Below are 14111 nucleotides of genomic sequence, written 5' to 3'. Positions count from 1 at the left end.
ATTCGTGTTGAGATAAACTTAGACTACACCTAGTATTTATCAATAATTGTAAGAATAGAAGATGAGGGTAAAAGAATGGCAGATACCAATAATAAACATTCAGGTGGATTCCTCTCCAATGCTTTGGGAGTGGCTAAAAAGATCAGTGCAACAGGAATGAGTGCACTGAATTACGCGGCTGCCGAGCGTGCTGGCAAGGCTTCCGGGGCCTTGGCCAACGGTCATGTCATTGAGGGAAGTGCCCGTTCTCAAAGCGTATTTGAACCCAGAAAATATGATAATCCTCAACAAATGATGCGTGAGTATTTACCCAATGTCTCCAGACAATTACTGGGTCGCCAGTACAGCAAAGTGAATCGTGTGGCCAGTTTTGTTGTGCCGGACTTTTCAGACAAGGTTTCGGACTATTTTTTTGACCATTTAAATCAGTTCACTTCAAATCTCAGTTCTGTAGATACTGTACTGGATCAGGCTGGAGCAAAAGATTTACAGGAACTGACTCAGGATGTCGACCGTTCCAAACGGTTGAGCCAGGCTTTGGCTGAACAAAACAAATGGCTGGCTTCTATACAGGGGGCTGTTACCGGTGCCACAGGCGTAGTTGGTTCAGCGATTGACGTGCCTTTATCACTGCTCATGTCCTTGCGCATGATTTATCAGGTCGGGCGTGCCTATGGCTTTGAATTGAACAAAGATACCGAACAGGATATTGTCCAGTTTGTGTTTAAACAAATCGACTTGAGCCAGATTGCTGAAAAGCAGAGTGTATTGATGGCACTGAAAATCGTTTCTAATATGCTGCAAACCAATGACACTGCACAATTGCAAAACATGCTGGGTTCCAGCAATGACAGTGAGCCACTGAAAAAATGGCTGGTCAATGAAAATGGCGACATAAAATGGAACTGGTTAAATCATCTCCCAAACCTTTCATTGATCAGTAAATTAACGCCTGTTGCCGGAGCAGGTATAGGTGCAGCCTATAGCTGGAAACTGGTGGAAGATGTCAACCAGAAAGCCCAGCAAATATTTTCCCATGCCAGAAGCTATTTGCAGCAGCATCAGGGAGTGGAGTTGTCTCCTATTGCGGCTTATGAAAAATCCCTGGAGTTGTTGGCGCAGGCAGCGCCAAGATTGTTAAATCCCTTTACTAAAGACGAGCCAAATTCCGGCGAGCTTAAACTTGATCAGGACATTCCGGTGCAAGGGCATGGCACGATTGCCAAAGTAACTATTAAGAAGAAAGCAGATGATGCCATTGTTGATGATGAACGTAAAAGTGAGCGGGTAGAACAAGGATTAGAGTATTTGGCTGAACACATGGTTGAACCGCATGCTCAGGTTGAACCGCAAAAACCGGCTATCACGGTAGATGAACCGGAAATAGATGAATATATGCAGGCAGATGTTGAAGGAGCTGATGCAGGCACTGAGCAACTTGCTGCTTCGCAATCTGAACAAAATGAAGCCCCTAAGCTCGCCAAGAAAAAAGTTACAAAATAGAGTGCATAAAAGTCTGGAATTGCGTCTTTAAAAAAGCGTCTACTGACCAATATACAGGTAAGTGGTCAATATTTGACATGGTCTCGAATATTGACCATTTTTCTATCTTCGCTTACAATTGTGTGCCCTCAAAAAGTGGTATTTTTTTGAGGCTTTTTATTAACGGGAGAATTGCCAAATGGCAACAACAAATCAGTTGATCCGTAAGGGTCGTACGACTTTGATTGAAAAATCAAAAGTTCCTGCGTTGAAGGCTTGTCCACAACGTCGTGGTGTTTGTACACGTGTTTACACAACTACACCTAAAAAACCTAACTCAGCAATGCGTAAAGTTTGCCGTGTTCGCTTAACTTCTGGTTTTGAAGTATCAAGCTATATCGGTGGTGAAGGCCATAACCTACAAGAGCACAGTGTTGTGCTTATCCGTGGTGGTCGTGTTAAAGACTTACCAGGTGTACGTTACCATACCGTTCGTGGTTCTTTAGACTGCGCTGGTGTTAAAGATCGTAACCAGTCTCGTTCTAAATACGGTACTAAACGTCCTAAGAAATAATCTGTTTAGATTAGCTTTTTAAGAACGTAGAACCGCAATCCTTTATCGTCTCGCTTGTCTGATTTCTGCATTTAATTTTGTGAAATTCAAGCGACGTGTAGTAAGGCCAGCGAATGTACATGACACTTTGTACTCATGCTGGATAAACCTGAAGTGTCATATTTATAGGTGTATTAAAATGCCAAGACGTCGCGTAGTCGCTGCCCGTGAAATCCTTCCGGATCCTAAGTTCGGCAGCCAAACAATCGCTAAATTCATGAACCACGTAATGCAAGATGGTAAAAAATCTATTGCTGAAAGTATCGTTTACGGTGCTTTAGATCGCGTTCAAGAAAAATCTAAAGTAGACCCAGTTGAATTTTTCGAGACTACTCTTGAAAAAGTTCGCCCTATGGTCGAAGTAAAAGCACGCCGTGTTGGTGGTGCTACTTATCAAGTGCCTATGGAAGTACGCCCATCCCGTCGTACTGCCCTAGCTATGCGCTGGTTAGTAGACGCTGCTGCTAAGCGTTCTGAAAAAACAATGGCTTTACGTCTTGCTGGCGAGTTGCTTGATGCAGCTGAAGGTAAGGGTTCAGCGATTAAAAAACGTGAAGATGTGCACCGTATGGCTGAAGCCAACAAAGCCTTCTCTCACTACCGTTTCTAAGCGGATAAAACAGCCCCTATTCAGGAGGGTGGCAATTTTGGTTTTCACCATGTTGTCATCGAATCGCTTTAAGCTGCTTGGCAGCTTAAAGCGTCCTGTTTTAAACAACAAAATTTAGGAATGCAAGAAATCATGGCTCGTCAAACCCCAATTTCTCGTTATCGTAATATTGGTATTTCTGCGCACATCGATGCGGGTAAAACCACGACTTCAGAACGTATCTTGTTCTACACAGGTGTATCTCACAAACTAGGTGAAGTACACGACGGTGCAGCAACTATGGACTGGATGGAGCAAGAGCAGGAACGTGGTATTACCATTACTTCTGCTGCTACTACTTGTTTCTGGTCTGGTATGGGCAATCAGTTCGACCAACACCGTATCAACGTAATTGATACCCCGGGACACGTTGACTTCACAATTGAAGTTGAGCGTTCTATGCGTGTTCTTGACGGTGCATGTATGGTTTACTGTGCTGTAGGTGGTGTACAACCTCAGTCTGAAACTGTATGGCGTCAAGCGAACAAATACCAAGTTCCTCGTTTAGCATTCGTGAACAAGATGGACCGTACCGGTGCCAACTTCTTCCGTGTTGTTGAGCAAATGAAAACTCGTCTAGGTGCTCACCCTGTACCTGTTGTTATCCCAGTTGGTGCTGAAGATAACTTCCAAGGCGTAATCGACCTAATCGAAATGAAAGCAATCATTTGGGATGAAGCATCTCAAGGTATGCAATTCGAATATGGTGATATTCCTGCTGATCTACAAGCAACTGCTGAAGAATGGCGTACTAACATGGTTGAAGCTGCGGCTGAAGCTTCTGAAGAGTTGATGGACGAATATTTGAACAATGGCGACTTGTCGAAAGAACAAATCGTTGCTGGTCTTCGTGCTCAAACTCTGGCTTGTGAAATTCAACCAATGCTTTGTGGTTCTGCATTCAAAAACAAAGGTGTTCAACGTATGTTGGATGCTGTGATTGAATTCTTGCCATCACCGACTGAAGTTAAAGCAATCGAAGGTATTCTTGACGACAAAGCTGAAACTAAAGCTGTTCGTGAAGCATCTGACGAAGCTCCGTTCTCTGCGCTTGCGTTCAAAATCATGAACGACAAATTCGTAGGTAACTTAACTTTCGTACGTGTTTATTCTGGTGTGCTTAAACAAGGCGACCCAGTATATAACCCAGTGAAATCTAAACGTGAACGTATCGGCCGTATCGTGCAAATGCATGCGAACGAACGTCAAGACGTTGAAGAAATCCGCGCGGGTGATATCGCTGCATGTGTAGGTCTTAAAGACGTTACTACTGGTGATACACTTTGTGATGAGAAAAACATCATTACTCTAGAGCGTATGGAATTCCCTGAGCCAGTAATTTCTTTAGCTGTAGAGCCTAAGACTAAAGCTGACCAAGAGAAAATGTCTATCGCACTTGGTCGTTTGGCTAAAGAAGATCCATCGTTCCGTGTTCGCACTGACGAAGAATCAGGTCAAACAATCATCGCAGGTATGGGTGAACTTCACCTTGACATCCTTGTTGACCGTATGAAACGTGAATTTAACGTTGAAGCGAACATTGGTAAACCAATGGTTGCTTACCGCGAAACAATCAAAAAGACTGTTGAGCAAGAAGGTAAATTCGTACGTCAAACTGGTGGTAAAGGTAAATTCGGTCACGTATATGTTCGTTTAGAACCAATTGATGTTGACGAAACTGGTAAAGAATACGAATTCGCTGAAGAAGTTGTAGGTGGTGTAGTACCTAAAGAATTCTTCGGTGCGGTTGATAAAGGTATTCAAGAACGTATGAAGAATGGTGTCTTGGCTGGTTACCCAGTTGTGGGCATTAAAGCGACATTGTTCGACGGTTCTTACCACGATGTCGACTCTGACGAATTATCGTTCAAAATGGCGGGTTCTTATGCCTTCCGTGACGGTTTCATGAAAGCAGATCCTGTTCTTCTTGAACCAATCATGAAAGTTGAAGTAGAAACTCCAGAAGACTACATGGGCGATATCATGGGTGACTTAAACCGTCGTCGTGGTATGGTTCAGGGTATGGACGATTTACCTGGTGGTACTAAAGCAATCCGTGCTGAAGTTCCATTGGCTGAGATGTTTGGTTACGCGACTCAAATGCGTTCTATGTCTCAAGGTCGTGCGACTTACTCTATGGAATTTGCTAAATATGCTGAGACTCCACGTAACGTGGCTGAAGGCATCATTTCTAAGTTCCAGTCTGGCGGTAAAAAAGGTGACGACGAGTAATCTTTCGATTACTATAAGCCCAAACTAATTCATAGTTAAAAACCAAAATCACTTATGGAGCTAACCCTCCATAAGTATTTTAATAAGGAAGATCTCATGGCTAAGGCTAAGTTCGAACGTAACAAACCACACGTAAACGTGGGCACAATTGGTCACGTCGACCATGGTAAAACTACTTTAACTGCTGCAATTGCAACTATCTGTGCAAAAACTTACGGCGGTGAAGCGAAAGATTACGCAGCAATTGACTCTGCACCAGAAGAAAAAGCACGTGGTATTACCATTAATACTTCACACGTAGAATACGATTCTCCAACTCGTCACTACGCTCACGTAGACTGCCCAGGACACGCCGATTATGTTAAAAACATGATCACTGGTGCTGCTCAGATGGACGGTGCGATCCTTGTATGTGCTGCGACTGACGGTCCTATGCCACAAACTCGTGAACACATCCTTTTGTCTCGCCAAGTAGGTGTACCTTACATCCTTGTGTTCCTGAACAAATGTGACCTTGTAGACGACGAAGAGTTGCTTGAACTGGTTGAAATGGAAGTTCGTGAACTTCTTTCTACTTATGACTTCCCTGGTGATGACACTCCTGTTATCCGTGGTTCAGCTTTGGCTGCACTTAACGGTGACGCTGGTCAATACGGCGAGTCTTCAGTTCTTGCTCTTGTTGAAGCGCTTGACTCTTACATTCCAGAACCAGAACGTGCAATCGACAAAGCATTCTTGATGCCAATCGAAGACGTATTCTCAATTTCTGGTCGTGGTACGGTAGTAACTGGCCGTGTTGAATCAGGTATCGTGAAAGTAGGCGAAGAAGTTGAAATCGTAGGTATTAAAGACACAGTTAAAACAACTGTAACTGGCGTTGAAATGTTCCGTAAATTGCTTGACGAAGGTCGTGCAGGCGAGAACTGTGGTGTTCTTCTGCGTGGTACTAAACGTGAAGACGTTCAACGTGGTCAAGTACTTGCTAAACCAGGTACAATCAAGCCGCACACTAAATTCGATGCAGAAGTATACGTACTTTCTAAAGAAGAAGGTGGTCGTCACACTCCATTCCTTAACGGTTACCGTCCACAGTTCTATTTCCGTACAACTGACGTAACTGGCGCGATTTCTTTGAAAGAAGGCGTTGAAATGGTTATGCCTGGTGACAACGTAGAAATGTCAGTAGAATTGATTCACCCAATCGCAATGGACCCAGGTCTACGTTTTGCGATCCGTGAAGGTGGTCGTACAGTTGGTGCTGGTGTTGTTGCTAAAGTAACTGCATAAGTATTGATTGTGTAAAAAAAGCGTCCCTCTGGGACGCTTTTTTTATGGTTTTTATTTTATTAATTCGTTTTTTAAAATTTATCTTGTATAACCTTAGCTTATTTCTTGTATCGAAGAAGTGATTTGACGCATTGTTTTTTCCTGCGTCGAAAAAATAATTTTACTTATCATCAGTTTTTCTCTTGCGTCGGAACAAAGCAGTGCTGTATCCCTTGCGTCGAAAAAATAATTTCACTCATCATTATTTTTCCTCCTCATGTCCTAAACTGATATTTTCCTGACCCTATCTGCACTTATAGCAAGTTTTTAAACACGTAATATAACAATCAAGAAAAACAAAAGTGAATCTAGTTATATCGTTGCTAGATAGGAGTAAAGCATCATGAATGCAAAGGTTAATATGAGCAATCGTGCCGGTGCGAGTTTTCCTGTACGCCGTATGAACTTTGATTTTGAACACGTACCGGAATACTGGATGAATGGTTCAGCCGGGTTGACACACTTTATGACAGCGCTATCAGCGTTGTTTCCTGCAGGCGAAAAATTTTTTATCGACAGTGTTCGTGCCGTACGTCATCATCCTGCCTTAAAAGATAATGTAGAGTTACAAAAGGAAATCTCTGCCTTTATTGGCCAGGAAGCTATGCATACTCAGGAACATGTGGCTTTTAATGTATCAGCACAAAGATATGGGCATGATGTGGAGACCTTAGATCGCTATACTGATAAAGTGATTCAGACCACACGTAAATTGATGGCGAAAATAGCTAAACCTGTGGGTATTACTCAGGAAATGGTGGATTTGACTGCAACCACTGCACTTGAGCATTTTACTGCGACCATAGCATCGCAGCTTTTAAGCAATGCCTATATCCAGGAACTCATGACCGATGAAACCATGAAAACGATGTGGATGTGGCATGCAATTGAAGAAAATGAACATAAAGCAGTGGCATATGATGTATTCGAAGAAGTCTTTGGTAGGGGGGTGAAGTCATATGCTCTGCGCACTTCTTCATTGGTGATTGCAATGGCCACTTTATTTATCGTACAAAGTTATTTCCTTGCACGTCTTTTAAAACAGGATCAACAGTTTAACCTTGATTCACTGCAGGAGATTTATAGCTATGCCTATAGTCCATCTAAAGGCGTGATTACCGGTATGGGCAAGGAAATGTTGTTGTATTTCAAGCCAGGTTTCCATCCGAATGATGTCGATACCCATAGTTTACTGGAAAAATGGAAGGCTAAATTAGCCTTTTAAGCTGAAAAATGAGAGAGCGATAATGATCGCTCTTTTTTTTACTCGATTTTTATCACAAAGTTTTTATAATGCGAGGGTTAATTTTATATAAGATGAACGAAGATGATTCGTTTGATGCAAGCTGCGGATGTGTCGACTGTAGCAAAGATTGAAAGATTGGTCCAAAGCCATCCCTGGAGCGTTAAACAGTTTGAAGAAGCTGTCAGTAGTTATCAGAGCACAGTGATTGAACAAAATGGTCGGGTGGTTGGATTTTGTATTTTACAACCTGTGCTGGATGAAGCGAATTTGCTGTTGATGGCGATTGATCCATCTCAGCAGGGCAAAGGTCTAGGTTTTAAGCTACTGGATGCATCGCTTGCTATGCTGAAAAATAATCCCGTACAAATTTTTCTTGAGGTTCGCGAATCCAATATTGCAGCCATCAAACTGTATGAAAAAGCAGATTTTCATCAAATCGATTTACGTAAAAATTATTATCCAAATCCGGATGGATCAAAAGAGCATGCCATCATTATGGTGAAAGCATGCACAGATGATTTTGCAAGTTTGTTTAAATAGGAATGGTGACATTACTTGATGATGGGGTTGTTCCAGCCCGAAGGTAATGTCGTCATAAGGGAGTTGCCCAATTGCTGAATTTCTTCAGGGTTCAGCAAGCGGTTTAAGCGTCGCCATTGCCCATCAATCAACAGTTCCAAAGGTACATATTGCGATTTATAGTTCATTTTATCGGAATGCGGAACCCAATAGCCTAGATAGACATAAGGCAAACTTAAAGCTCTGACATGTTCAATCTGTTTGAGTACGGCAAAAACCCCTAGAGAACGGCGACTTTCATCAGGATCAAAGAAGGTATAGACCGCAGAAATTCCATCATCTAGCGGATCGCAGCTAGAAACAGCCAGCAGTTTGTCATCTTTCCAGAATTCGATAAAGAAACTGTCCGTACAGCTATGTACTAAAAATTTTTCGAATTGGTCCAGACTTGGTGGGAACATATCACCATCAGCATGACGTTCATTGATGTAGCGTTCATAGAGCTGATAATGAATGTTGGAAGCATCGGCTGTGCGGGTAATTTTGACCGTCAGATCCTGATTGCGTTTCCATGCCTTCTTTTGTGCATTGTTCATTTCAAATTCGGAAACAGGTACGCGGCAAGATAAACATTGACGGCAGAGATGGCATTCAGGACGATAGACAAAATCGCCACTACGACGAAACCCCAGACGTGAAAGTTCAGACAGGCTGACCACATCAATGCGATGGGCAGGATCTAAAAAGACCATCCGTGCCGATTTTTGTTCCAGATAACTACAGTTATGCGGTGGCGTAATGTAATACTGTAAATCATTGAGCAGGGACTTTGGGTGATACGAATTCATGGCAATCCCTCTTTTATTTTCATTCCATTAAACGCGCTTTTTGCGCTATTGTTTTACTTGAAAATACACCCTCTTGATATTTTTTCCAATCGATAGCGGACTGTTTTACAACATCTTGTAACGAATTAAGATATGCTTGCCGAGAAAGTGTACAGGCTCCCAAGCTGAGTAGATGATCATTGACCAATTGACAGTCAATCCAGGGCAAATTATTTTCCTGTCCAATCAGCATTAAAGTATAAAACGCCATTTTTGAGACATCGGTTTGCGTACTGAACATCGACTCACCAAAACAGCCGTGTCCAATGGTGACGCCATACAATCCACCAACGACTTTGCCTTCATCCCATACCTCAATACTATAGCCATAACCAGCTTCAAACAGCTGACAATATCCCTCAATAATGTCTTCCGAAATCCAGGTGTCATCAGCATAGCTGCGCGGCAGGGCACAAGAGCGTATGACCCGTTCAAAGGCCTGATTGACCGTGATTTGATAATCAAACTTTTTCATGTTGCGAATTAATGACTTACTCGGATGATAATCCTGCGGACGGATAATGCATCGTGGTTCCGGACTCCACCAGCAGATCGGTTCACCTTCAGAAAACCAGGGGAATAAGCCATGGGTGTAGGCTTCAAAAAGTGTAGAAGGGGAGAGGTCAGCACCGATGCAGATTAGACCCTTGCCATCGGGATCAGCCTCGATGGGGTCGGGGAAAATGAAGTCTGAGGGAGATAATGGATGCATGGGATTCAGCCTGAACGAGAAGAGTAACTGGCAATAAACATTTATGATTTTTATCATACAAAAAAAAACCGCCCAAAGAGGACGGTTTTTTTGAGTTGAATTGATTTATTTAAATCAGTCAGCCAAAGCATCTAGATATTTCTCGGCATCTAACGCAGCCATACAGCCTGAACCTGCTGAAGTAATCGCCTGGCGGTAAATACTGTCAGCAATGTCACCAGCAGCGAAGACACCCGCAACAGAAGTCGCAGTTGCATTACCTGCCGTACCACTTTGGACCTGGATATAACCGTCACGCAAGTTCAACTGACCTTCGAACATTGCGCTGTTTGGTTTGTGACCAATGGCGACGAACATCCCGGTCACTTCAACGTCTTGTGTTGAATCATCTTGGGTTGATTTTAAACGAACAGAAGTTACGCCAGATTTTGCATCGCCCAGAACTTCTTCGACCTGATGATTCCAGATAATACTGATTTTGCCTTCTTTTTCTTTAGCAAAAATATGATCTTGAAGGATTTTTTCAGAACGCAAGAAATCACGACGGTGAACCAGGGTCACATGCGAGGCAATATTAGAAAGATAAAGTGCTTCTTCTACAGCAGTGTTACCACCACCGACCACCATCACTTTCTGGTTTTTATAGAAGAAACCATCACAGGTTGCACATGCACTTACCCCTTGACCCATAAATGCAGCTTCAGACTCAAGACCTAAATACTGCGCTGTCGCACCAGTGGCAATGATGAGAGCATCACAGGTAAATTCTTCCATATCACCTTTCAGCACAAATGGGCGAACGCTTAAATCAACTTCATTGATATGGTCATAGACAATGTCGGTGCCAAAACGTTCTGCATGTGCCTGCATGCGTTCCATTAGCGCAGGACCGGTCAGACCTTCAGGATCACCCGGCCAGTTATCTACTTCAGTGGTTGTAGTGAGTTGTCCACCCAGTTGCAAGCCTGCAATCAGGGTAGGCTTCAAGTTTGCACGCGCTGCATAGACCGCTGCGCTATAGCCAGCAGGACCCGAACCTAAAATAATCAGTCTTGAGTGACGTGCGCTCATCCGCTGCATCCTTTTTTATTTAGAAATTTGTGGAATTATACGTGAAACTGTATAACAGTGGTGTGCGATTAAAGTCGATATTATTGATCATGCAAATCGATTTGAGCTATATAGAACAACAGTGCTGTGTTAGATACTCAATCTGGTATATTTCTAAGCAGCAGCCACTACATAATATTGCATCTTTTTTTGTGGAACAGGTGCATAATACGCGTTTATTGTGAAACTATTTTGTCTTAGTTTCTTACAAAAAACATGAATGAAAAATTGGTTACAGGACAGTATATGACTGCGGTGTCGAGTGTTTATGCACAGCGCTTAATAAAGACATTATTTTTAGTTTCATTTGGAATTTATTTATTCCTTGCAACAGTGACCTATACGCCTTTTGATCCGGGCTGGATGCACATTTCCAGTGATACCCAGCATGTATCGAATGCCAGCGGAGTTGCCGGGGCGTGGATTGCAGATTTACTGTTCGGTTTCTTAGGCTGGGCGAGTTTGCTCATTCCAATTTTTCTCTTCGTTGAGGCAATTCAGGTCTGGTGGCCGTATAGCTTTTTGAATAAACCTTTTCGCTATGCTGCACAGTTCTTTATTTTACTGGCGACAGCAAGTCTGTTGTATCTGTATTGGCAAGTGCCGGCTGATACGCTGGATAATTCGTCGGGCGGGATCATTGGGTATGAGTTGGGGCAAAGTCTTACCCAGATTTTAACCATTTATGGTGCAACGACTTTTCTGCTGCTGTTTTGGCTGGTTTTATTCACCTTTGCATTTGGGGTGAAGTGGAACAAAACCTGGGTTACGCTCAAGGCGACACCTGCTTATTTACAAGACTTATTTTATAAAAATGTGCCTGAAGCCGAATCTGCATTTGACCGGACAAATCCTGAAGTCAAAAAATCATTGGTAAATAACAAACAAAAAACAGCCACAGAAAAAGTAGCAGTAGTAGCCGAACATAAGGAAGTAGAATTGTCACCAGTCGTTCGTGATCCGGCTGCAGAGCGCCTGTTCGATGACATGGTTGAAAAAGAGCAGTCTGCGCAGCAACAACTGGTGGATGAGGAAGATGAGGCGGAATTTGAACAAATTTTAGAAAAAGCCCATCGTCTGGAACAGAATACACATCGTGTTGTGGCTACAGGTGAAGTGTGGCGTGCATTACATGCAGATGAAAATCAAAATCATAACCAAGATATTGATGCACTGTTAAAAGCGGCTGAAGAATCTGGACCCCATACACCACATGACCATTTTCAGGCATTTGTTGATGAGCAACCTGCAGCAACGACTCCGCAGACCTCGAAGCAAAATCTGGATTGGGATGATGACGAAATTTTTGATGAATTGCTTGCAGCTGTGCCGGGTGGAAAAACTGCAACAGATGTACATACGCCATTTAATTCTGTGAATCCAGAACCAGCAGTAGTCATCCCTGAAGAAAAAATGCTGACAGCATCTGCAAGTATCACGGTATCGCCATCACTGAATCATAGTACGCCTAAAAATAGCGCACTGGATGACGAGTTTGATGAACTGGATGATCTGCTGGTAGATAATTTACCGGTGGATCACTTGGAGCCAGCAGCGCCTGTAGCAGCACGTACTACGAGTAGTTATGCCCAATCTTCAGCCTTTGTGCGTGCAGAAATCAATACTCAATTGCAGCCGCAATCCACCATTTCTGAAGATGAAAAGGCGTTGATTGCTGCCAATAAAGATGCCTTCCGTGAAGTTTGGCAGGAAACGGCTGGAAAACCTGTCGACGAGCTTGAATTGGATGAAGATGATTTTGATCCGGATGCCCCTTTAACCGATGCCATGGGTCGTCCGATGTCTCGTTCCATGCAGGTGGCGCAAAAACGTCGTGATTTGCCGCCATTGCCAGGTCTGGAGCTGCTGGATAAGGTTGACCCTAACAAGAAGGTGAATTTCACTGCCGAGCAATTGGCACGATTATCCGAGTTACTTGAAATTAAACTGCAAGAGTTTAATGTGAAAGCCAAAGTGATAGAAGCACAGCCTGGCCCTGTAGTGACACGTTTTGAGCTGGATTTGGCACCGGGGGTAAAAGCCTCTAAAGTGACCAATATTTCACGTGACTTGGCGCGTTCAATGTCAATGGCATCGGTACGTGTAGTCGAGGTCATTCCGGGTAAACCTTATATCGGGATTGAAGTACCGAACAGTAGCCGTGAAATGGTTCGCTTGATTGAGCTGGTACAGATTCCCAAATTCAATGATTCTGATGGCATTCTTTCCATGGCTATGGGTAAAGATATTTCGGGTAATCCTGTGATTACCGAACTGGGTAAAGCTCCGCATATGCTGGTTGCCGGTACAACCGGTTCTGGTAAATCGGTTGCGGTGAACTCGATGATTCTATCGATGTTGCTGAAGTACACGCCTGATCAACTACGTCTGATCCTGATTGACCCAAAACAGCTGGAACTGGCCAACTATAATGATATTCCGCATTTGCTCACGCCAGTCGTGACCGACATGAAAGATGCGGTCAGCGCCTTGAACTGGTGTGTCAATGAAATGGAACGTCGCTATAAGCTGATGTCTTTCCTGAAAATTCGTAAGCTGAGCGACTATAACCGTAAGGTTGAAGAAGCGATTGCCAATGGTGAAGAACTGTTTGACCCGACCTGGAAAGCCAGCGAATCGGTTGTGGGCGAACGTGCACCGCGTCTGACTCCATTGCCATCTATTGTCATTGTGGCGGATGAATTCGCCGATATGATCATGCAGGTGGGTAAAAAAGCGGAAGAAATGATTACCCGTTTGGCGCAGAAATCGCGTGCGGCAGGAATTCACCTGTTACTTGCGACACAGCGTCCATCAGTGGATGTGATCACCGGTTTGATTAAAGCCAATATTCCAACCCGTGTAGCATTGCGTGTGAACTCGAAAATTGACTCGCGTACCATCCTGGATGCTGGTGGTGCAGAAGACTTGTTAGGTCATGGTGATATGTTGTTCCTTGGCCCAGGCAAGATTGAACCGGAACGTGTGCACGGTGCCTTTATTGCCGATGACGAAGTGAACCGTATCTGTGATGCATGGCGTGAACGTGGCGCACCAAACTATGTCGATGAAATCTTAACGCCATTTGATGAAGAGCCAAGTAGCCGTGGTTTTGAAGATGGCGGAGAAGGTGGTTCGGACCGTGATGCGCTTTATGATCAATGTGTATCTTTTGTGCTGGAAACCCGTAAGGCATCCACATCTTCGCTACAGCGCAAGTTTAGCCTGGGTTATAACCGTGCTGCACGTATCATTGACCAGATGGAAGAAAATGGCATTGTTAGCGGTATGGGTGCCAACGGTAAACGTGATATTTTAATTTAAGTGTAGATATC

At 43.5% G+C, this 14111-nt stretch carries 11 protein-coding genes; 8 read left to right on the top strand and 3 right to left on the bottom strand.

What is annotated here, in order from left to right:
* The first annotated feature begins 75 nt into the window (after positions 1–75).
* From FTT83_RS09395 to rimI, 7 genes are all read left to right on the top strand, one after another.
* A complete protein-coding gene (locus tag FTT83_RS09395) occupies positions 76–1503 on the top strand; it encodes an EcsC family protein (RefSeq protein ID WP_180174608.1) in 1428 nt (475 codons plus the stop codon).
* 178 nt (positions 1504–1681) lie between these two features.
* Positions 1682–2056 carry a 30S ribosomal protein S12 gene (gene rpsL, locus FTT83_RS09390; protein ID WP_004648013.1) on the top strand — a complete coding sequence of 125 codons (375 nt, stop codon included), beginning with the start codon at positions 1682–1684 and terminating at the stop codon, positions 2054–2056.
* Positions 2057–2234: 178 nt separating this feature from the next.
* Positions 2235–2705: a 30S ribosomal protein S7 gene (gene rpsG, locus FTT83_RS09385; protein WP_004648014.1), complete on the top strand. Its 471-nt coding sequence runs from the start codon at positions 2235–2237 to the stop codon at positions 2703–2705.
* A gap of 132 nt (positions 2706–2837) precedes the next feature.
* Positions 2838–4976: an elongation factor G gene (gene fusA / locus FTT83_RS09380; RefSeq protein WP_180043012.1), complete on the top strand. Its 2139-nt coding sequence runs from the start codon at positions 2838–2840 to the stop codon at positions 4974–4976.
* Between the two features lie 96 nt (positions 4977–5072).
* The gene (gene tuf / locus FTT83_RS09375) at positions 5073–6263 is read left to right on the top strand and encodes an elongation factor Tu (RefSeq protein WP_180043011.1); all 1191 of its coding nucleotides are present in this window, start codon (positions 5073–5075) and stop codon (positions 6261–6263) included.
* A 382-nt stretch (positions 6264–6645) separates the two neighbouring features.
* On the top strand, positions 6646–7527 hold the full coding sequence (locus FTT83_RS09370) for a metal-dependent hydrolase (RefSeq protein ID WP_180043010.1): 882 nt from the start codon (positions 6646–6648) through the stop codon (positions 7525–7527).
* 102 nt (positions 7528–7629) lie between these two features.
* Entirely contained in the window at positions 7630–8088 is a 459-nt protein-coding gene (rimI, locus tag FTT83_RS09365) for a ribosomal protein S18-alanine N-acetyltransferase (protein WP_180043009.1), read from the top strand.
* Between the two features lie 11 nt (positions 8089–8099).
* Here rimI and FTT83_RS09360 read toward each other — a convergent pair whose 3' ends face one another.
* The 3 genes from FTT83_RS09360 to trxB form a co-directional block, all read right to left on the bottom strand.
* Positions 8100–8915, bottom strand: a complete 816-nt coding sequence (locus tag FTT83_RS09360) for an arginyltransferase (RefSeq protein ID WP_180043008.1) — start codon at positions 8913–8915, stop codon at positions 8100–8102.
* 19 nt (positions 8916–8934) lie between these two features.
* Positions 8935–9666 carry a leucyl/phenylalanyl-tRNA--protein transferase gene (aat, locus tag FTT83_RS09355; protein ID WP_180043007.1) on the bottom strand — a complete coding sequence of 244 codons (732 nt, stop codon included), beginning with the start codon at positions 9664–9666 and terminating at the stop codon, positions 8935–8937.
* A gap of 114 nt (positions 9667–9780) precedes the next feature.
* On the bottom strand, positions 9781–10737 hold the full coding sequence (gene trxB / locus FTT83_RS09350) for a thioredoxin-disulfide reductase (protein WP_180043006.1): 957 nt from the start codon (positions 10735–10737) through the stop codon (positions 9781–9783).
* A 285-nt stretch (positions 10738–11022) separates the two neighbouring features.
* Between trxB and FTT83_RS09345 the strand changes: the two genes are divergently transcribed.
* Positions 11023–14100 carry a DNA translocase FtsK gene (locus FTT83_RS09345; protein WP_180043005.1) on the top strand — a complete coding sequence of 1026 codons (3078 nt, stop codon included), beginning with the start codon at positions 11023–11025 and terminating at the stop codon, positions 14098–14100.
* The last annotated feature ends 11 nt before the right edge of the window (positions 14101–14111 follow it).

It is taken from the genome of Acinetobacter sp. YH01018, from assembly GCF_013420295.1.
GTDB lineage: Bacteria > Pseudomonadota > Gammaproteobacteria > Pseudomonadales > Moraxellaceae > Acinetobacter.
Note: the sequence above shows the minus strand (reverse complement) of the source record. Positions and strands in the feature narration are given on the sequence as shown.

Coding starts and splice junctions, on each gene's coding strand:
- fusA (WP_180043012.1), top strand. CDS start 2,838: ATGGCTCGTCAAACCCCAATTTCTCGTTATCGTAATATTGGTATTTCT.
- tuf (WP_180043011.1), top strand. CDS start 5,073: ATGGCTAAGGCTAAGTTCGAACGTAACAAACCACACGTAAACGTGGGC.
- FTT83_RS09370 (WP_180043010.1), top strand. CDS start 6,646: ATGAATGCAAAGGTTAATATGAGCAATCGTGCCGGTGCGAGTTTTCCT.
- rpsL (WP_004648013.1), top strand. CDS start 1,682: ATGGCAACAACAAATCAGTTGATCCGTAAGGGTCGTACGACTTTGATT.
- rimI (WP_180043009.1), top strand. CDS start 7,630: ATGATTCGTTTGATGCAAGCTGCGGATGTGTCGACTGTAGCAAAGATT.
- FTT83_RS09360 (WP_180043008.1), bottom strand. CDS start 8,915: ATGAATTCGTATCACCCAAAGTCCCTGCTCAATGATTTACAGTATTAC.
- FTT83_RS09395 (WP_180174608.1), top strand. CDS start 76: ATGGCAGATACCAATAATAAACATTCAGGTGGATTCCTCTCCAATGCT.
- FTT83_RS09345 (WP_180043005.1), top strand. CDS start 11,023: ATGACTGCGGTGTCGAGTGTTTATGCACAGCGCTTAATAAAGACATTA.
- rpsG (WP_004648014.1), top strand. CDS start 2,235: ATGCCAAGACGTCGCGTAGTCGCTGCCCGTGAAATCCTTCCGGATCCT.
- trxB (WP_180043006.1), bottom strand. CDS start 10,737: ATGAGCGCACGTCACTCAAGACTGATTATTTTAGGTTCGGGTCCTGCT.
- aat (WP_180043007.1), bottom strand. CDS start 9,666: ATGCATCCATTATCTCCCTCAGACTTCATTTTCCCCGACCCCATCGAG.